Genomic DNA, 20,019 nt, shown 5'->3' with positions numbered 1-20,019 from the left:
GTTTACAGAAATAAAGTAACTATAGCAATTTCTTACGAGCAGGTAATAAACAAACGCCAAAAACCCCCACCTGCTTAGGATGGGGGTTAGCTTTTGCGCTATCATACTCATAGCTTAGGATTAGGACCATGCTGGTTATCATTTGGATCACTATCTTGACAGTAAAATACGATAAGAATAATAGCTCCAATAAGCGGAATTAAACCAATCAGTATCCACCAAGCGCTTCTCCCCGTATCATGGAGTCTTCGGAATGCAACGGCCAAGGATGGCAATAAGACGGCTAAAGAGTAAAGGCCGGTTAAAACATTTGTAATCCCCAACAGGGATTCCAATACGGCAAGGATGATTGAGATAATCAGATTGAAGAGTACAAACATCCAGTACTCCTTGCGTTGCGCTCTGCCTGTAAATCCTACGTAATTTTTCAACACTTTTACATACCATTCCATGTATAAACCTCCTTCATATTCACCAACTTGGATTGATAAAAAGGCTTCCCTTTTTGCAATCTCCTTCGCATTTGTATGTAATTATTTGATCATGTAAAAACTCTACCCCCCTTTGGAATGTTTGCTTTCTCCCACTCCACCTCCCCGAACAAAGCCAAGGCGTTCCAGGCTCCAAATAATGCTATGCCCTTATATGTATTTTGTTGGGGGTTGTCTTGATGATTAAAATATGGATAATACTGGGTTCATTTATTTAATAAAAAAATCCCTACATCACAATGACGTAGAGATTCGCTGTTTTGAACAGATGCAAAATGAGTACCGTCTGGCTGTTTGAACCTGCAGATTAGCCGCGTTGCGTTATTATTTAACTCCCCCAAGAAGCGAATTCAACTGTTCCAGCAGATTGTCTCTACCGGTGAGCGAAATCGTTCCGATTTTCTCAAGAAATTCAAGCTCTTTCAAGCGAAATAGGCTTCACATAACTGCCTTTCTTAAAAAGTATTCCTCGTTCGTCAGCTTTAACGATAATTTTCTTAAACATTATTTATCACCTCATTTCATGGAACCTTTGTGGTGTGTTGTGACCTTTATGAGGGAATCCCCCTGATTCAGAAGCGGAGCCGAGCTTAAGGTTGGAAAATCAGTACCTGCGCACGAAACTTTCTGATAGCGGTGCATTCTCTGTTTCAGTCCGCGCTCACTCATCTTGCCATTTCGTGGCCAAATGCTTTTTTTCCTGATCCGGTATCCACAGGCTGCAAAGCTGCTTTCTCAGTGCCTACTTGAAGACGGGCCGGGGATCCTCTCCTCGCTAACAGGTCTAATAATTTACTCATCGCTCGATGGGAAGTCGAGTATTCTACCAGAATCGCTCATTATGCGATTGGGGAATCGAACCCCAAATAGTGGCCTCTTACCGATCCGATCGTACAGGATACCGTAACATACCATGTTCGGCACTGCGAGATATCTCGATATCCCCGCCTCGTTACGACCGTCCGAGCAAGAAACAATGTATGATTAAACGCCATCAGGCGCTTACCACCTTACTTCATGCGCCTTACAGGTTCTATCTTCGCTTATTTTCGAAATAACGAACATGGCGGAAGTATTACGAAGACGCATAAAATTTTCCAATCCCCCTAAACACCAAATAACCCTACATCATTGATGTAGAGTTATTTGGTATAAAACTTATTTCACGTCGCTGATTTGTTTCAGCATACGTACAACAACGGCAGCCACCTGTGCCCGTGTGCTGTTTTGAGCAGGTGCAAAATGAGTATCGTCCATACCGTTTAGTAATCCGAGAGCTGTAGCAGCTGCTACATATTGCTTAGCCCAATCGCTAATGCTGCTTGCGTCTGCATAGTTGGCCAGTGGAGTTGCAGCAAGATCGCTCAGTTCCTTACCCGTAGCGTTCAGGTACGCACCTACCACCATGACTGCCAGCTGTTCACGGGTAACATTATCATAAGGAGCGAAAGTGCTGTCGCTTGTGCCACCAGTGATTTTCGCAGCATAAGCAGCATATACAGCATCCTTATACCACGACTCATCAGCTACGTCCGCGAATGACTTAGTGACTGTTTGAACCGGAAGATTCATGGCTTTCTTGAGAATCGTAACAAACTGTGCACGGGTCATGTCGCTGTTCGGCTGGAAGGAGTCGGCATCCATGCCGTCAACGATTTGCTTGCTGACCAGCTGCTCGATCTCCGCTTGCGCCCAATGGCCTTGAATATCAGCGAAAGTGGTCAATGATTGTGCTTGTTCATTTTTCTCTAGAACTGCGTACTTGGAGAAGTGTGGCAGCGATGCGGTGATCGTACCATCCCCATTCAATGTACCACCCACATAAGTCCAAGTATTAGTTGTCTCATCTAGCCAGTAGACACCTAATTTACTTGAGTCTTTTACTTTGGACGGATCATAGTAGAATACAACTTCAACAGGGCTATTAAAAGCCGTGATCGTCTTATCCTTTTCAGTTAAAGTGAACTCTACCAGCGGAGAGGCCGCAAGGAAGCTGCTCATATTTGGAAATTCACTGCTTGTAATCTTGAGTTTTATCGTGTTACTCAAGTCGTTGACAGACAGAGCATTCACAGGGAATGTTAGCTGAGTATCATTTGTTTTGACAACGATTGGCTTACCTTTGTCGGCAGCTATTTTAACAATGTCAGCATCGAAACTAACTGTCGTAATGTCGATTTGCTGCTTAGCTGTCGCGTCCATAACAAGCTGTGGCTTCGCAGAATTAGAAAGATCAATCAGCATATCTATATGAGCTGGCTGAACATCATAAGTCATCTTGCCGTTAGCGTCACGCGTAGGAAGGCTCTTGCCACCGCCTCCGCCTCCACCACCACCACCGCCGCCTACTGGGTTAGCAGGTGCAGATTCGGCACTATATGCCTTTTCCATTTTCTGACTCGGAATGCCTACGCTATGTTGCACTGAGAAATAAAGACTTCCAGCCCCAGTTCCCAACTGTGCAGTGGTAAAGTTTACTGAAGTCGAATTATCCCCAACTACTTGGTATAGGAAGGAATTAGCTGAGTTTGAGTCGCGGTACACTCGAACAATGTCACTAGGATTTAAACCCGAAACAGTAATGGAGTCGGGGGTTCCGGATTTGTTGTTGGTAATCTGAATTTGATCGGGTGTCAACGAACGTTCGTAAGTCCGATCCATTAAGTTAATCGTACTAGGTGTGCTCGTCCCAGTCGAGGAAACGGCATAAATGGCAATCTTAGTTGCTCCTACCGGAATCTTTGTATTCGTTGGAATACTTGTCTGATAGGCTCTGACTAATTCTTTTTCTACGCTGATAATAGGTTTGAGTTTTTGAAGTTGATCGTTGACAAAATAGACATCGTAACTCAGAGTACTGGAGCTATCATTAGCATAAAAGTATAGGAAGCCCCCTATTTCTCCTTGATCTCCATCAAAATCTAATTGATCTATAAACTCGACAGGTTGTTGATAATCTGTCGGCAAGGTAGAGACAGGTTCATCCGCTATGTTATTCGCTAAATTATAAATCCCCAATGCGATCTCATCATTTTCCGAATTGATTGCTGATAGCATTAGGCCAGAAGCACCTACTGGAATTTGCGTATCTTGAATGGATACATTGTACTGCATCTGCCCTTTGCTGACTTGCGCAAAGGGGCTTCCAATTGGCGCCCATCTTGAATCCAAAAAATTGACAACATAATGATCAACGTTTGTTTCATCAAAGCTAGGAACCCAGTGTAATACCCCATTAACATTCTTAGCACGAGTATCCCGGTCCTCAAAGTAGTTACTATCAGGATCGCGGTCAATTTTATCCCATAATCCGAAATAATATCCGTTAGCCCCTTCACCCTGACTGTTTTTGCCGAAAATTCCAATCCTTTTGGCGCCTGTTGGAATAGCGGTGCCATTCGGCAAATTAATTTCATAGGTCGGATAATACTGCCCTTGGGCTGGAGAAATAAGATTACTTTGAGTTATTTCGGCAATGGATTGAAGTTTTACGTTGTTTCCATCAACAAAATAGAGATCATAGCTTGTTGCAATTCCATCAGAGGAAAAGTCATACCAACTGATCGCGCCTCCAAACATTCCATGGGACAAATCGTTGTCGGGGCTTCCAATGACACTAATGTTGGGAACTGGAATCGCCGGATTTGTTCCTGCAATAACTGGGCTGCCTGTCGTATTGTCGAAAATTTGCATGCGGTACAAATTCGTACTTACTATCCCTGATAAACCCTTTGGTTGCATATCGATATAAACGGCCCCAGCCGGCACAGTATCCTCAGCAATATCAACATGATAACTCATCCCAGGCGACACATGCTTTGAAACGCTATAGGGATTACCAAGCGGATTCCCTAACGCGTCGGCAAACGTCAATTGGTAGCCCGAATAGTTAGTTTCAATTGGCGTATACCAATTTACTAATGGTTGGATTTTCCCGCGAATTGGTTCCTGATCTTCCAGTGTGTACTGAAAGTAGGCGTATGGATCGATACCACCACCACCGCCGCCGATTGGAGGAGGAGTTTCAAAATAATCCTTCAGCTCAAGCGAAGCGGCGGAAGAGCTTTCTCCAACAGCATTCTTTGCATAAACGCCTATATATTTAGCTCCCGCGGGTATGCTAGTTTGCGGAAGGCTGTAGCTATAGTACGAGCTATTAGCAGCATAAGGAACTTCCGCTATTTTATTTCCGATTTTATCCTTATTTTGATCTAAAAAATACACTGTATAACTGGTTATTATGGAGGTACCCGGTGTGCCGTACCAATAGATGTTCCCACTTATTTTTCCCGTAGTAGCGTCGTTATCATAAAAATTAACATTAGAAACTTGCAGCGACGGTAGATTAAATTCGGGTGCACGATCATGAAGAGCCTGCATAGAAGTGAATTTCTGTATGGTTTTCCCATCTTCAGAAACCACAACAATTTGGTCGTTTGGCAGTGTCAGCACATTTTTCGCGATGAATGGCAGATGATATTGCATCGTATACGAGTCCCGATCCCAAACTGAGTCCTGTGCAAAAACATTGGCTCCTTTAGCCGCAATAATTGCAGCCCCAAAATAACCTTTCCATGCCGGAATCTGAACAAGCGTATTTTTATTCAAAAGATTGCTCGCGTAGTATAGATCGTTTCCGCTCATCGTGATTGCGCCTAATACGTTGATGTAGGCTTGAGATACTGCTTGCTGTGAAAAGTTAGTTAAGTTGAACTTAACAGCTGTACTTGTGGAATTAGGTGCTTTTTCTCCGAAGTATAATGCGTTGTCCCCTAGACTAAGAGCCATACGACCTGGATTAATGTTTTTAGCATAATTCGCTTTAGCTCCGGTTGATGTATCAATAACCTGAATCCCAGGGTAACCAAAACCGCTGCCCATATTTGACGCGGTATAGATCAGCTTTTGAGTACCATATACAACTTGACCAACAGAGGTTCCGACCTCCCATGAATAAACGGCTCCATTGACACTTGCACCAGAAAGTGTATCTACTCTCATGATTTGTGTCGCTGAAGCGTTGCTAATATATAGCTCATCATGATCTATAAATATTGAATTAGGGTTAGATCCTATGGTTCGGGTTTCTTGAACAGTCATATCGCTTGTGCGAATCCTCATCAACTGATTGTTTTCTGAGGAAATGGCAAACAGGCTCGCACCGTCACTGCTATATACGAGATCAGTCACTGACTTATCGAATATCAGCTTTTGACCGTCAGATTGCCAAGATACTGGAGGAGTGGAGGGTGCCAGTTTCACATCAATGATCTGTATAACATTTGGAATATTAGGATTCCAAACATCCGATCCTGTATAGGAATAAACATGATTCTGACTATCCATTAAAATTTTTCTTGATGCCACAGGAAGTTGAGCAATTTGAGTAAATCCTTCTCGATCATACACATAACTACGGTCTGGTGCGGCATTTCCTGAATTATATGCATGGCTGGTAAATACCGTATTGCCTTGAACGTAAATCGCATCATCTTGATAGGTCCCTTGAATAGAGGATAAATCTGAATTCTTAAACCGATAGCCTGCATAAAAAACCTGATTACCATCAACAATTACTTTTCTGTCAGGAAAACCAAATCCATAGTTTTTATCATAAGTAGTTCTTGAAAGTGACTGCAAAGTAGAACTGCTGTATGAGAAAAGATTGGAGCCAGTCGATCCCGACTCGCCAACAAATAAAATATGATTTGCTGTATCAACGGCTAGATCAGGATCACTAAAACTACCGTTAATCGCCCCATCCAGCACTGTCTCTGTTTGAGTTGTTAAATTGTATGCCGCTACACGAGACCAACTGTAAAGCTCTGCATAAAACAGCTTATCACCGTCGATAGCCAGTTCGTATGGCTTTATGGACGTTGTAATCGAGCCAATTACTTCCTTTCGCGCAATATCTACAATAGCAATGGCCGTTGTTCCTGACAAAGCGACATAAAGCTTGCCGCCAGATTGTACTAAATCTGAAGGTGCAGTAAGCGTGACTTGCTTCTCTATCTGCAGGTCACGCATTCGAATAAATAGTAAACTATTAGCCTCACTAGAGACAGCATAGATATATCCATTCGCTTCATCCATTATCCACTCCCTGATCGGTTTCTGCAGAGTTGTGCTTAACGGAGATGCTTCTGCGTATGCTTTACTTTTGATCCCAGGGATTAAAACAGATGAGAGAACCATAAGGATAGCCAATAGGACTACTGATATTCTTTTATTCAATAAACTCCTGTACGTTCCGGTATGCATGAAAAAATGTTCCTCCCACTTTGAACTTTGACAACATTGTTTCTAAAGTTATTTTTGTAAATTATGTACTACAAATTGGCAAGTCTTATATTAGAAATTACGAGAATCCATCTCCCCTTCAAAATCAAATTCTGTACGATGCCTCCCCAGATAAGCAAGCTTGACTGGTATGTCTTCGTTACATAAACCAAATATCCTCTAACTTTGTAAAATCTTAATAGTTCGTTCGCCATAAATTGACATAAGGCAATGGGATTGAGACAAAAAAAAGAATCCCCACACCGCTGATGTAGGGATTCTCTATCTTCTAATGAATCAAAAACCGCACAACCCGCTTCACAACATCACTCGCAGCCTCTTCAATCGAATGCTTGCTTGTATCGATGTCGACTTCCATCAACTCTTTACCAATGATGTCTCTCACGATTGCTCGGTCATTGTCATTCTGATTTGCTACCAATGCAATAAGTCCCGCATCGTTCATCAGTTTGGCAACCTCGACTACGCGCTGCGACGATTCGCCCTGGCTGTTCTCGAGCAGCATCGTATGGTAGCCTGTCGATACCAAACGTTTCTCGACTTCCTTCGCTACAGCTAGGTTATCCGAAACCGAACCAGTGAACCAAAGAGTCAACGGACTTTGTCCTTTTTGCTCAGCACGGACATTTCTGGTGACTTCCGCATCTAACCGCACAACACTGTCCGAGCTTTGCAGAGCCTGTTCAATAACTCCGCAAGCGGATGTCATGTTAGTGACACGATCAATCAGAATGAATCCACCAATACTTTTATACTGTTCAAAAGAATCAAAAACGATGTCATCGGATAAAGAAAATTCGCATTTTGCCACTTCATTTTTGACAATTTGATCGGCTGGAACTGTATGTCCTGTATTAATATCGATTTTATGAATAATTGCTGTTACGGTACCAGGCAGGACTTTCGTGCCTACTTTGACCAAATAATTCTTGCCGGGAGTCAGCACGGAATCATCCATCCAAAGAATCGTCGCGGAAAAGCGATCAGCCTCTTTGATTTGATCATCTTTCGTGAATACACAGCCCCGTGAAACGTCAACTTCACGATCCAATTGAATGGTTACAGGTTGTCCAGCATAGGCTGATTCCCTATCTTGGTCTGTCACTAAGATGCGTTTGACTTTCGCTTTCTCACGACTCGGCAGAATGGTCAACTCATCATCGACCGCGATACTCCCAGCCTCAATCTGACCTTGGAAACCACGGAACGTATGGTCAGGTCGGCATACACGCTGGATTGGCATCATGAACGGTTTCGCGTCATTAGTTTCAAGAACATCCACATTTTCTAAATAAGATAATAACGGAAGGCCCTCATACCAAGGGGTATGCTCTGATTGTTTGGTAATGTTATCCCCTTCTGTCGCAGAAACAGGAATGACCTCAATGCTTTGAAAATGAAATTCACCAGCTGTTTGGAAGAACTCATCTTTAATCTCTTCGAAGATCTTTTGTTCAAAATGAACTAAATCCATTTTATTCACTGCTAATACCAGATGTTTAATGCCCATGAGTGCGCAAATCCGAGTATGGCGCTTGGTTTGGGTGATGATCCCTTTGGTTGCATCCACAAGAATGACGGCAAGATCCGCAAAGGATGCGCCTACGGCCATGTTACGTGTATACTCTTCGTGTCCTGGCGTGTCCGCTACAATGAATGAACGGTGCTCCGTCGTAAAATACCGATAAGCCACATCAATCGTTATCCCTTGCTCACGCTCAGCCAGTAACCCATCAAGCAGCAAGGAATAGTCAATTTTGCCGCCACGACTACCAAGTTTGCTATCTAGCTCCAGTGCTCTCTCCTGGTCGGCGAATAGAAGCTTTGCTTCATAAAGCATATGTCCAATTAAGGTGGATTTTCCGTCGTCTACACTACCGCATGTAATAAATTTAAGCAGACTTTTCATTTTAGAAATAACCCTCCCGTTTACGTCTTTCCATACTTCCCGCCGCCTCTTGATCAATAACCCGAGTGGTTCGTTCGGATGAAACGGCACCAAGCGTTTCCTCGATGATGGCATCCAGCGTATCCGCTTCCGACTCGGCTCCGCCAGTAAGAGGATAGCAGCCTAGTGTGCGGAATCGCATCTTCTTCATTTCAATTTTCTCATTAGGTTCGAGTTTCATCCGATCATCATCGACCATAATGAGATGGCCATCGCGTTCAAGAACAGGTCTTTCCTGTGCAAAATAGAGAGGCACAATATCAATGTTTTCTCTATGGATATATTGCCAGATATCTTTTTCCGTCCAGTTGGATATTGGGAAGACACGAATGCTTTCGCCTTTATTAATTCTTGTGTTAAAAAGCTTCCACATTTCCGGCCGTTGGTTCTTCGGATCCCATGCATGATTCTTATTCCGGAATGAGAAAATCCGCTCTTTCGCACGGGACTTCTCTTCGTCACGTCTTCCGCCGCCAAATGCAGCCGTAAACCCATACTTGTCCAATCCCTGTTTCAGGGCTTGCGTTTTCATAATATCGGTGTACGCTGAACCGTGATCAAATGGGTTGATCCCTTGCTTAATACCTTCCTCATTCGAGTGAACAATCATCTCGATCCCGAATTCTTTCGCTTTGCGGTCGCGGAACTCGATCATCTCTTTGAACTTCCACGTTGTATCAATATGCATGAAAGGAAATGGCGGCTTCTCAGGATAGAAAGCTTTCAGCGCCAAATGCAGCATCACGGAACTATCCTTCCCGATCGAATACAGCATCACGGGGTTTTCGCATTCCGCGGCTACTTCTCGGATAATATAAATCGCTTCAGCTTCAAGTTGATCCAGATGCGTCATTTCTTGTATGGAATCAAGCATCAGTTTTTGCATGGAAAGGTGCCTCCTTTTAATTCTTACTAAATCCATCGGTATTTCTTATATACTACCAGATCCTAGCTTTTATGCAAAGTGGAAGAAAGTAAATTCGTCTATTTTTCTATCATTTTCCTCGAATATTGTCGGAGTAGGTGGTTAACGAATGGGAATAAACCCTAGAAGCTTAGAGCCTCAGGGTTTATTTGGTATTCCGTGCCTGGATTAATTAGATTGTGTAGGCGTATAGTGTTGTTGATTTTGCCCCATATTGTGATGTTGCCCGGTTTGTTGAGGATTCTGAACATGGTGCTGGTGGGGCTGCTGGTGGTGCATGGGATGATGATGCATATAAGCATGATAGGGATGTGGAACAAAGGCAACGTAATGATGCATCGGATGGTAAGGAACATGATGCATAGGATGATAGACATGGTGTGGGTGCTGAGCATAATGATGCTGCGGATGATAAACTTGATGAGGCTGAGCGTAATGAGTTTGAGCTTGAGCTTGAGTGTGATGCGGTTGCGCTGGAGAATGAACTATTGGCGCCACGATAGGTTGCTGATAGATAGGGAGGTTATCTCCCGTCCATTTTGGAGCTGGTTGCACGGGTTGAACTTGTGGAATTGGTAGCACTGGCTGAGCTTGTTGTACGGGTGGAGCTGGTTGCACTGGTGGAGCCGCTGGAGCTGGTGGAACAGGTTGAGATTTTTGAACGGGTTGGAGTTTCTCCGTTCTTGTTCCAGCTTGATAAATAGGTAAGCTATCCTCTGTTGATCGACTGTCTTTTGGCATCTTCTTGCTCCCTCCTGAAGTAGGCATATGTCAATACGTCATCCTATGCATCGTTTCACAATTAGGGTATATGTCTATAGAAATTGGGCTCATTCATCCTAATTTGTTGGAAATCCAGCTTTGCGGACATGAATCCAATCTCCTATTTTCGCAACAATGGGTTTCTCCCGTAAAGGATGCTGAAATTCTGAGAAGGAGGAGAAATCAGGATGAACATAACGATCCGTCAGATAGGCGGATTTCGTACTGCCAGGCATTCTGTATTTATTAAGGACATTAATTACTTCCTCCCCAGAAGCAATTCCGAGGCCATGACCATGTCCATAATACAGGTCGTTCTCCAACAAGACGACGTTCTCCCCTTTCCACCAGGGCAGCAGCTGTTCAACGTCGGGATTTTCAAAATAAAGCACATCCCCCATCACAGCCTCCTCGTTATCGATCCGGTCGATGAGGTTCAATTTGCTATTGGAATCCCAATCAAATAATAAAAGATCCGCAAATAAGAGGTCGAATTGACCAGGATCTATCGATTGTAATAATGCATGATACAAAACAACGATGACAGCCATTGAACATTCGAAGCCGTAAGAACCGCCATTTGTGAATATATCCCTTATCGCGTCTTGTGGAGCAACTCCACTATTCAGCTGGAACCTGCCTTCATTCGTTAAGTGCCAATATGTCGGGTTGCACAGCGTTCTTTCGAATCCTGCAAAATAGACACCAGCTCTACTCAGCTCTTTCGCGGATTTCATAATCTGCATTCGCATGTGCAGCTCAAACAGCAGAGAATGAATGGAGTCATACTGATACTCATAAGGGCTATTTTGCTTTTTTTGAAAAATGACTAGTTCGAGCTCAGACAGCGTACCTTCTCCAAAGGTTACATAGTTGGTACCTTCGATTACGATCATGAACTTCTCCTCATAATGAAGTAAGTGTGATTCACCTATTTTTATATGTGGGGTTTTGGGGTTGTGTGAATAGAAAAAAGAGCGACTGCGGAGTTATCCGTGGTCGCTCTTTTATAACTGTTAAGCAGCCTTGCTGTTTCTATACGTGCTGGATCCCTTTAAGCTGCTCTAAAATATGTGGATCTTTGATTTTCGTATCTTGCGCGAGCATGACGATTTTGGACAGGATCTCGGATGTCTTGGGGTCTTCGTCCATAAACGGTAGGAATAACTTGCCGCGATGCTGGGAATGCACCGGTAGTATATACAGAGTACCAGCAGCCTGCTTCTGCACCGTACCGCTTCCAAGGTGAACTCCGTATTCGCCAAGAGTACCTGCAATTCGGGCAAAGTTCCCTTCCAGACGTACATTCGTAATCTTCATAAGCCTCAAAGATTCAGTGACAATTGCTTTTCGAAGTTCAATCGTTGTTAGGCTCGCCTCAGGATCAACACCACCAGCGTGCGCTGTACTCACGACCAGATCCACATCCCGCATAATTTCCGAGAAGATAATGCCAGGAATGCTGCTGAGTTCAAGCGGCTTATATGTCTTGCGATCCATGAAGGAGACAGTCTCAAGAGTAGGCGCCTCGATATCTGAAGGAGAGAACCAGTCCGCTAAGGCATATACCTGTGCAATGATATTCTCTTTATGGTATACCTTCTGCAATCCATCTTCATAGCTGACGGTCCAAAGACGTGTTTTCAGCAGAGCGGCTGCCCGCTTCGGCTGAATCTGATGGCCAGCGTAGCGTCTCGAAACTGAACCGCTCTCGAGCTCATCTTTATTGGGCAAATACAGTTCTCTAAATACTTGTTTGAAAGGCTGCTTCACTTGTTTATCAAAAAGGAACTTCTGATACAGGCTCCATTCCCCACTTATGTACAGATGGAGTGGGTGCGCAATGCAAAGGATATCCTCTGTGGATAAAGCATAGGGTTCGTCGTCATCCACACTGACCAATTGGCCGTTTTCATAGAACCCGAATCTGTCACCAGCTTTAAAGACAAGTGTGCGAAGAAGCGGAGCAATCGTAGGATTCTTCATTAAATTCAAAAGCTCCGTATAGGTAAAGGTGCTTTCGGATTCCATACATTTCTCGAACTCGCTCTTCGCCCGCTTATATTGATCCCTTAAACTAGCGATGCTTTCTTTTAAAGAAACAATATACGGGTGCTTGCTGTACTTGGACGGTAAGGATTTCAGTATCTTACCTTGCTTGATCACCTCAATGTCAGCGCGACCCGAATCTTCGATAACGAGCTTCACCTCAATATCATCAATCGCCATCGGCTCAAGCAGATGAAGGATCTCTTCCATCTTCCGCGCTTCCATATCCCATTTGAGCCGAATCACATCTTGGTACCCTGCGTTGCGGGACAAATTATCGAGGGCAATAGCTGCAGCTTTTGCTTCGCTGGCACTACGCTGCGCACCGAATTTCTTGCTCTCTTTGAGAAATTGCTGAATATACTCATATCTGCCGAGCACGTCCCGGTCTTGATCTTGGCCGATTGGAATTAAGCTGTAACATAGCAAATGGTCTTTATTCCGCTTAGCCTCCACAGAACCCCGGATTTCGTTCAGGTCCAGCTTGCCAAGAACAGCATCCGCGAACAACTGGGATCTGCGGTGATTGGCCCCTGCTGAAATATACTTGGCACATTGATACAGCACGTTGAACCATTTCTCGCCCAATTCCTGATAAGCTTCCATGAACCAACGGATATCAAATGCTCCATCGTTGAATTCCACTGGCGAGATCGGTGAATAGTGGGCGACTATCGTTTCTTTTTCTGCCGAGAAGCTGTCATTCACATGGGCGTGGAAGTACCACGCGGCGCTTCGCAGTCCATTCCATTTCAAATGCTCAGATACGAGCTCGATCCATTGTGGCGCGTACATCGCTGCCTCTAGCAGCCGCTTCTCCGAAATAGGCTTCCCTTTCAGCATTTCTGCGAGCTTCCGGGCATCGTCGCCTTCTTTCGGATGACAGACACGAAGGAGATAGCTAAGTGCTTCCTTCTTAGTCCGGCTGCCATAAATATAACCGCGCACAAACGTATCCTGATCGAGGGCGGATAAAATCGCAATGAAATATTCGATTCCCTCATAATAAGTGATTCCCATCGCTAGGTCCGATACATCCGTTGGTAATTCACCACGATTCAGTTCCAATTCTAGGATTACGGAGAGGACTTTATCCTTAAACCGCTGGATCGAGGGATGTTGATTCACGAAATCTACTCTTTTCTCGGTGATCGTTCTAATACGCTGTTGGCTTCTTCGATTTCGGGTCATGAGCTCTTCATAAAGTTCATCATCGTGAATGAGGCCTAAATTATGTGCTCTAACAAACTCGTGGAGCTCTGGGTGAAAATTATCATAAAGAGTAAGCCTATCGAGATTCAGCATCATAGCGAAATACTCAAAGAACGAATGATCATCATAAACAAGACTGCCGGACCAGGAGCTCCATGGTGATGAAAGGATAGACCACGCATGCGAGTTTTCCTCTAACTCCATCTTCAGCAATTCGGTGAGGATTTTATTTAAAATTTTGCTGGACATAGAGAACCGTTCTTCCTTATCACTATCATGGAAGTAGGCAAAAAAGATTTGCCGAACTTGTTGGAGGTATGGCAGGTCCTCAATAAATTTATAGAAAGCAAGGATTGTATCCATCGGATACAAATCCGATAAAAACTCCTTCCCCCACCCTTCCAATGACTTATACCGACTTATCTCCCAGCTTTCCAGTTTACTTGTAAAGAACTTATAAAGGCCTTCTGTTGCAAAATAAAAAGATATCTGAGCAAGTTCTCGAGGTATACACGCGTTATCTTCTAGGTAACACTCCCATACTTCTGCAAGTGGATATCCTTCCAAATGTGTCTTTTCATGCTCTTGCTTCTGATATCCATTCAGGCGATACAACCTTGCTCCCAGCAGATTATTCTCCTTACTGCCAGCATACCTTTCAACGGTATATTCATATTCCCGATGTGTATGGACCAAATCAGATAAGCCTTGTAGAAATGCTTTGACCTTTTCAAACGGCATATCAAAGAAGTCTTTTACGCGAACATCTGGATAGTCTGGTAACTTGTAGAGTTCCTTCTCCCTATTGGGGTCGAATAAACCGAATCCGTTATGGAGGCCCTTCTGCTCCTTCAGGAGCAAACGATCGATCAGCGTACGCTCTTTATCCGAAGGCTCCTTGATAGAGGCAATATGAGGCTTCACCCGCTCAAATTGGTCAGCTCGCTCGTCATCCTCCTTCAACACACAGAGCATCTCAAGGGCGCCTAGACGCTGCAGCTCTGCTGGGCTATCAAGAAGCGTTTCGATGGAATGGGCAATCTGCTCCAACTCCTGCTTAAGAAGAATTTTGATTGCGCTTTGCCGAAGCGCTCCAGTCTTTAATTTCAAAAGGCCATGAATCGTCTCAGCATCCAGCGGGGTAAGGTTCATTTCGCCAACTCTAGTTAGCGCCGCTTCGCGATTGGATATGCTTTTGTCCGATAAGGAATCAAACAGATATTGTCTTTGCACAGAATTGGTTACATCGCTCGTAAAGGAGCGGATCAGAGCCCCACGAAGGTCTGGACTGACTCGATCTTTAAGGCTAATCATCTGAGCGATCATATCAGGGTCTAGATCATAAGCCGCGAGATAAAGCATCTTATTCGCGATTGCATCCGTGGAGTAAGAGTATCCCATCCATTCAAAAACCCTCGACTTTTCTGTCACCTCAAGCTTCGGCATTTGGATCAGCATGATTTTAAATAGCTCGAATTGCCTGACCCTCTCCTCTTTCCCCTCTAGCATAGCGACTCGTTCGACGATTGGCTTATTCTTGATAGCATCATAATCCAGATGACCTCTCCAAATGCTTGACCACTTATACACATAATTGGTAATGACAAGTGACTGCAGTTCCAAATCAGATTGAGCTATATAGGGAACGGAAAGGGAAAAACGAACCTCATCATTCTGGCTTTGTGACAGGAAGTATTGAGCTGCGATTTGTTGGTGCGTAGCCCCAACTTCCATAATGTGCCGGATGAGGTCATGGAGACTACCCTCTTCTCTGACAGCCGTAGCCCAGAGGGAGAAATACAGCTTATGGACATCCTTACTCTCCGACCACTCCTGGCATAGACCCTCATCGTTCAAGCTGGTATGAGCATACTCGATGCATTGCTTTACGACCCTAGTATTAGCCGCTTCAAGTGCAAGTCCTGTCCATACATCCAGTGCCCGAATCACCGAACTATACCGGATGAAGTCATTGTCGATAATAATTTTCAGGAAATAGGTAAAAGCCTCAATCGTGCCCTCATCCATGGATTCAACGATACTTTGGCGTAAACCCTCCTGCAGTCGTGCAGCGATCAGCATCTGGCCGAGCATTTGATAAGCCTCTTCTTGATGACTGAGGAAAATGCCACGTATCATAGCCCGATTCAGCAGGGCCGTGTTGTTATCTCCAAATATAATCTCCTTAAGCACATCGAACACTTCACGATTGTTATGATCTAGTTCGTATGCAAGCATATAGGAAACCATCGAACTGTCAATTTGGTTGACTTGTGTCGTGAGGTACTCCATAAGCGAAAAGTTAGTCCTAGTGAGGTCGTAGAGGGCAAACAGCTTGCGAACCATATTTTCCACATGAACACGAGGGTTCTTCGTACGAAATGGCCTGCGATAATACCCAACGCTGTAGGGGTACTCAGTAATATGTGTGGATAAGTAGCGCATGATCTCAGCCGGATAGCCACCAGCCTTTTGTTGGAGGATAGAAATGAAAGGGGCAAAATAAGCATCGCCCGCTCCTTGCGCATGAATTTGATCGAGAAGTACGCTGATCTCTTGATAGTTCAAACGCCTTTCTCTAGGCTCCTTATCCAATTTCTCGACTATCATTTGTTCCAGTTGCTTGGCTTCTTCATCTTCCCTTTGAAAAGATAGCAATTAAATTCCCTCCATTACCATAGTCGGCCAGCTAGCATTGTAAATTTAATAAACGTGATGTCATCCCCATCCTGAATGTCAATCTTGGAACTCAGCTCCGACACCTCTTCTTCGCGCAGGAACACCCGATACAGCCCGTCCTCGAAAGCTAAAAGAGCCGTTTGAATGGATGCTTCTTCACCCGCCTGCCTATCATCATACTTGGAGCCGAAACCCACTTTCCCTTGGGTCACTTTCGTGCTAATTTCTTCTTCTGTTAGAAATGCTATGAGCTGGCCTTCCTCCGCTCGCTCGTTGTATTCTCGTACGTGATGAGCGACGATTTCGATAATCAATTCTCTGAGAGTAGTTGGTGCGGAGGAGAGGATGTATTCCTTCTTTGTTAAGAAGGGCTTTCTTTTGCCGACGCTTTTTACGGTAAAATAAATTCTCATTGCGGTTCCCTTTCTGCCGTAAGGTGGGGCAATATTGTCTGTTGGAATTATATATAGTTTGGGGGGCTTTGGTGTAGTACACCCTGTTTAATCAGTTTGTTGTAGACATAACTGCAATGTCTAGAAGTGCAAGACCCGCAAGACTCAATAGCTTTGTTTTAATCAACACCAACTCTAATGACTTCGTCAGCATGTAGAATTCCCCTTTGACTTTGTTGAAATTTAATAAATGAAAAAGCATTTGAACAAAATATGCAAAAGTAACAAACAGTTATACAAAAAAAAGAAGCATACCATTTAACGGTTGCTCCTTTCTCTTCAATCCAATGTATATTATTCCTCCCCCTCTTCCTTCTCTTCTAATTCACTCATTTTCTGCTTGCTTTTTTGATAGATATATTCAATCAACTCCAATTTCAAAGTCTGTATTGCATCCTCTTTTGGCATCTTAATAAATTTAGCAAGATATATAATTTCCTCCTCAAAATATTGCAAGATGATCTCAATACTTCCTTTATCACCTCCCAGTGCCTTTTGTAATAAATCTTCTAGAACCCTTGTTTCCTCATGGTCTCTAAGCCTTTCTTTTTCCATTTACTCACCGCCTGTTGAGATATTCGAAGTTCATTAGCTACCTCTCTCTCGTTCAAACCATCTATGTAAATCCTTTTAATAATATAGCGCCCCTTCTTGGATTGGATGCTTTCTATTAACTCAACAATGTAAATGTTCAGGCCCCCCTCCGTTTTTCCGGCATAATCAAGGTCTAGCGATAAAAATTCATGATTCATCTGTTTTCTAGCCCTATACTGCATTCTCCACGCAAATCTTCTTAACACTTGCTGACATTTTTCTATTAATGGAAATTCATTTACCACTCACCATCCCCCCTCTACATCTGCCCTCACTTAGTAAGTAAATTAAATACATTTTTTACAACATATATACGTCTTAAAATGTCTATCGGACGTAAATTAAGGTTTTCTTTATGAATTCTTTATGGTTGTTTAATCTAATAAATTTTTTACTAGTAAGATAAGGAGGTTAGACACAATGGATACTTCTATTCTAGATGCCAATCAAATCGTTAAAATCGTAACTGACCTAGGTTTTCCTATCTCTGTGACTTTTTTTGTATTGCTCAATGTGCAGAAGCGGTTAGATAGAATCGATATGACAATTACGGAATTAATAAAGAAAATATCAAAAGATTAATAACCGAGTTGTAAAAATGTGTAATTTATTTGCTTCCTAAGTGAAGGGAATCAACAGATTCCCCTAAAATAAAAGGAGGAATTACACATGCCAACTTATGGTGAAGTTCTTACGAACACAACAGGACTAACTGAATTCGATGGACAAGAAGATGCAGATCTGCTGGCGCGATTGATTTATTCTGAGGCGCGCGGCGAAGGTGTGGAGGGTTGGCAAGCAGTCGGCCATGTCGTCAACTTATCCTGGAGTCATTTTAAAACCGAACCAGTTCGTTGGCATGACGACTCAGTCTGCCCGCGAACCAGACACTTCTTTAAGCGCTTGGAATGATATCTTATATATTGCATTGACGATTGATAACCAAACAAACCCAATAAGCAATGCTCTCTGGTTCTGGACGAATACCTTGTTTAACAGTAAATCCCGTACGACGACGAGTGGGCAGCTACAGCTACAATTTGTTGGAAGTTGGCAAGATATCACTTACAAAAAAGTGATCGGTAACCACACGTTTTTCTTAGTAGCTGGATATTAAAAAAAGGAGCCCTTAAGGGCTCCTTTACTTCTCTTCAATAAGATTAACTCTTTTCGCTCTCAAATCATTCCCGTACTCAACAACTGCAGTAGCGACTATATGAGGCGCGGGACTAACGGCTCCTGGAAGATTAGCCGAAATTTTATTTCCATCAATCATAAAATTGACTATATCTCCAAAAACTACACTCTCACTCCACGATCCTGCAGCCGACTTTTCGTATTCTTTCTTAATTCGCGCTCCGTCAGCCTCTAATTCAATAGTAATTGTGTCATCTCCCTTTGTTACTTTGCTTTTAACATCTCTTTTAATAGCTTCTATAGGATTCTCAACAGCAATCTCTGATAAATCTCCCAAGTTTAGCACATGGATCTCCTGTTGAAGAACTCCCGTGCCGTGACCTTTAGTAAGTATTATTGCAAGCTCATCTTTGTTTCCTTTGTAAAAATCTCCTATTTTAACTGTCGGATAGTAAGCCGGGTTTGACGAGGTATTCCATGCGAAAACTTTCCTTTGATCTTTCGTTTGAATCGTAATCCCCTTAAATAAATCCCCCTCAGCAGGATTATTGGCAGATATCACAACTCCGTTCTCTGTTCTAGCCAATTCAACCTTTTTATCCTTTGACTCCACTGAGACCTGATTTGGCGGGCTTACTACTTCAGGCTTTAAATCAACTGATTTTCCACATCCAGCAACTACAAATGTGAGCCCTAAGACACATAAAGTTCTTTTAAACAAGATCAACTCCACTCCTCGAATATATAATCCTTTTGATGTAAAGCCATATGTAATAACCCATGGTCCCTTAAAGATTAATACAATTTTAAAAATTATACAATTATTACTATATTTAACTTTTATTCAACTCGCTTCATTGTGCATTGAAACTCTTTAACTTATTTTCGAGAATTCCCTTCTCCAACCTTAAATGAAGCAACTCTGTATCCAGATCTTGGCCGATAGTATGCACTGCGGTAACGATATCCTCTGCCGTGAGCACGTGAATAGAATCGGCTTTTTGAGAGATATACTCTAGAATGATGTCGATGAATTCTTTGCAGAGGCTGATTCTTTGGGTAAGGATACTTTCCTCTTGCAGGGCTTGTTCCTGATTTTGCAACGCTCATTGCATTGGCTGACTTTTTTGAAGTAAGCCTGGATTTACTTCTCAGTAGAGAATTGAAAACCAACGTAGAGCTAGACAATATTGCGGTTCTGACTGGGAGCAAAGAGAACCTAATATCAGAAGAAGCTGACTATTTAAAAGAGAGTCTTAATTTGCTTCGTAAGTATGAGTCGCAGTTATCAAAAAAGAATAAGCAATAAAACCCACCATACAAAGGTGGGTTTTATTGCCTATTCTCGCCAATCATTGTCAATGTCCTAAATAGTCATCTCAAGCCCCCTCCCCCTCAAATCCCCCAAACCCCTTGTCCCGCCTGGCTTTAACGCTCTTCCCCCTAAATCCCTGTTCCACTCTGAGC

The 20,019-nt window shown here is 43.3% G+C and carries 16 protein-coding genes; 4 read left to right on the top strand and 12 right to left on the bottom strand.

Annotated elements, in window-relative coordinates:
* Positions 1 to 107: 107 nt before the first annotated feature.
* The 5 genes from AC58VC_RS36715 to cysD all read right to left on the bottom strand — a co-directional run bounded on the left by AC58VC_RS36715 (position 108) and on the right by cysD (position 9,628).
* Positions 108 to 452 carry a DUF805 domain-containing protein gene (locus AC58VC_RS36715; RefSeq protein WP_497376411.1) on the bottom strand — a complete coding sequence of 115 codons (345 nt, stop codon included), beginning with the start codon at positions 450 to 452 and terminating at the stop codon, positions 108 to 110.
* A gap of 704 nt (positions 453 to 1,156) precedes the next feature.
* Complete coding sequence (locus AC58VC_RS36710; protein WP_497376410.1) at positions 1,157 to 1,291, bottom strand: hypothetical protein; 135 nt, start codon at positions 1,289 to 1,291, stop codon at positions 1,157 to 1,159.
* A 358-nt stretch (positions 1,292 to 1,649) separates the two neighbouring features.
* Positions 1,650 to 6,587, bottom strand: a complete 4,938-nt coding sequence (locus tag AC58VC_RS36705) for an S-layer homology domain-containing protein (RefSeq protein WP_497376409.1) — start codon at positions 6,585 to 6,587, stop codon at positions 1,650 to 1,652.
* Between the two features lie 475 nt (positions 6,588 to 7,062).
* Positions 7,063 to 8,703, bottom strand: coding sequence for a GTP-binding protein (locus AC58VC_RS36700; RefSeq protein WP_497376408.1), 1,641 nt, complete (start codon positions 8,701 to 8,703; stop codon positions 7,063 to 7,065).
* A gap of 1 nt (position 8,704) precedes the next feature.
* Positions 8,705 to 9,628 (bottom strand): sulfate adenylyltransferase subunit CysD, encoded by a 924-nt coding sequence (gene cysD, locus AC58VC_RS36695; protein WP_497376407.1) that lies wholly within the window; start codon positions 9,626 to 9,628, stop codon positions 8,705 to 8,707.
* Positions 9,629 to 10,047: 419 nt separating this feature from the next.
* On the opposite strand from cysD, the gene AC58VC_RS36690 reads away from it, so the two are divergent.
* Together AC58VC_RS36690 and AC58VC_RS36685 are read left to right on the top strand one after the other, a co-directional pair.
* Complete coding sequence (locus tag AC58VC_RS36690) at positions 10,048 to 10,170, top strand: hypothetical protein (protein WP_497376406.1); 123 nt, start codon at positions 10,048 to 10,050, stop codon at positions 10,168 to 10,170.
* 63 nt (positions 10,171 to 10,233) lie between these two features.
* The gene (locus tag AC58VC_RS36685) at positions 10,234 to 10,371 is read left to right on the top strand and encodes a hypothetical protein (protein ID WP_497376405.1); all 138 of its coding nucleotides are present in this window, start codon (positions 10,234 to 10,236) and stop codon (positions 10,369 to 10,371) included.
* Between the two features lie 135 nt (positions 10,372 to 10,506).
* Here AC58VC_RS36685 and tgl read toward each other — a convergent pair whose 3' ends face one another.
* The 5 genes from tgl to AC58VC_RS36660 form a co-directional block, all read right to left on the bottom strand.
* Positions 10,507 to 11,325 (bottom strand): spore coat transglutaminase TGL, encoded by an 819-nt coding sequence (gene tgl, locus AC58VC_RS36680; RefSeq protein ID WP_497376404.1) that lies wholly within the window; start codon positions 11,323 to 11,325, stop codon positions 10,507 to 10,509.
* A gap of 139 nt (positions 11,326 to 11,464) precedes the next feature.
* Positions 11,465 to 16,348 (bottom strand): DUF4132 domain-containing protein, encoded by a 4,884-nt coding sequence (locus tag AC58VC_RS36675; protein ID WP_497376403.1) that lies wholly within the window; start codon positions 16,346 to 16,348, stop codon positions 11,465 to 11,467.
* Between the two features lie 14 nt (positions 16,349 to 16,362).
* Entirely contained in the window at positions 16,363 to 16,782 is a 420-nt protein-coding gene (locus AC58VC_RS36670) for a hypothetical protein (protein WP_497376402.1), read from the bottom strand.
* A 333-nt stretch (positions 16,783 to 17,115) separates the two neighbouring features.
* Entirely contained in the window at positions 17,116 to 17,376 is a 261-nt protein-coding gene (locus AC58VC_RS36665) for a helix-turn-helix domain-containing protein (protein ID WP_497376401.1), read from the bottom strand.
* Positions 17,331 to 17,660, bottom strand: a complete 330-nt coding sequence (locus AC58VC_RS36660; RefSeq protein ID WP_497376400.1) for a sigma-70 RNA polymerase sigma factor region 4 domain-containing protein — start codon at positions 17,658 to 17,660, stop codon at positions 17,331 to 17,333. The genes AC58VC_RS36665 and AC58VC_RS36660 overlap by 46 nt, the downstream gene beginning before the upstream one ends.
* Positions 17,661 to 17,835: 175 nt before the next feature.
* On the opposite strand from AC58VC_RS36660, the gene AC58VC_RS36655 reads away from it, so the two are divergent.
* Together AC58VC_RS36655 and AC58VC_RS36650 are read left to right on the top strand one after the other, a co-directional pair.
* Positions 17,836 to 17,997, top strand: a complete 162-nt coding sequence (locus tag AC58VC_RS36655) for a YvrJ family protein (RefSeq protein WP_497376399.1) — start codon at positions 17,836 to 17,838, stop codon at positions 17,995 to 17,997.
* An 87-nt stretch (positions 17,998 to 18,084) separates the two neighbouring features.
* Positions 18,085 to 18,327 carry a hypothetical protein gene (locus AC58VC_RS36650; RefSeq protein WP_497376398.1) on the top strand — a complete coding sequence of 81 codons (243 nt, stop codon included), beginning with the start codon at positions 18,085 to 18,087 and terminating at the stop codon, positions 18,325 to 18,327.
* 229 nt (positions 18,328 to 18,556) lie between these two features.
* On the opposite strand, the gene AC58VC_RS36645 is transcribed toward AC58VC_RS36650, so the two are convergent.
* Both AC58VC_RS36645 and AC58VC_RS36640 read right to left on the bottom strand, forming a co-directional pair.
* A complete protein-coding gene (locus AC58VC_RS36645; RefSeq protein ID WP_497376397.1) occupies positions 18,557 to 19,273 on the bottom strand; it encodes a hypothetical protein in 717 nt (238 codons plus the stop codon).
* A gap of 133 nt (positions 19,274 to 19,406) precedes the next feature.
* Positions 19,407 to 19,655 carry a hypothetical protein gene (locus tag AC58VC_RS36640; RefSeq protein ID WP_497376396.1) on the bottom strand — a complete coding sequence of 83 codons (249 nt, stop codon included), beginning with the start codon at positions 19,653 to 19,655 and terminating at the stop codon, positions 19,407 to 19,409.
* Positions 19,656 to 20,019: the final 364 nt, after the last annotated feature.

Source organism: Paenibacillus sp. J22R67 (genome assembly GCF_059692175.1).
The sequence above is the reverse complement of the archived record's forward strand: the minus strand, read 5'-3'. Positions and strand labels throughout refer to the sequence as shown.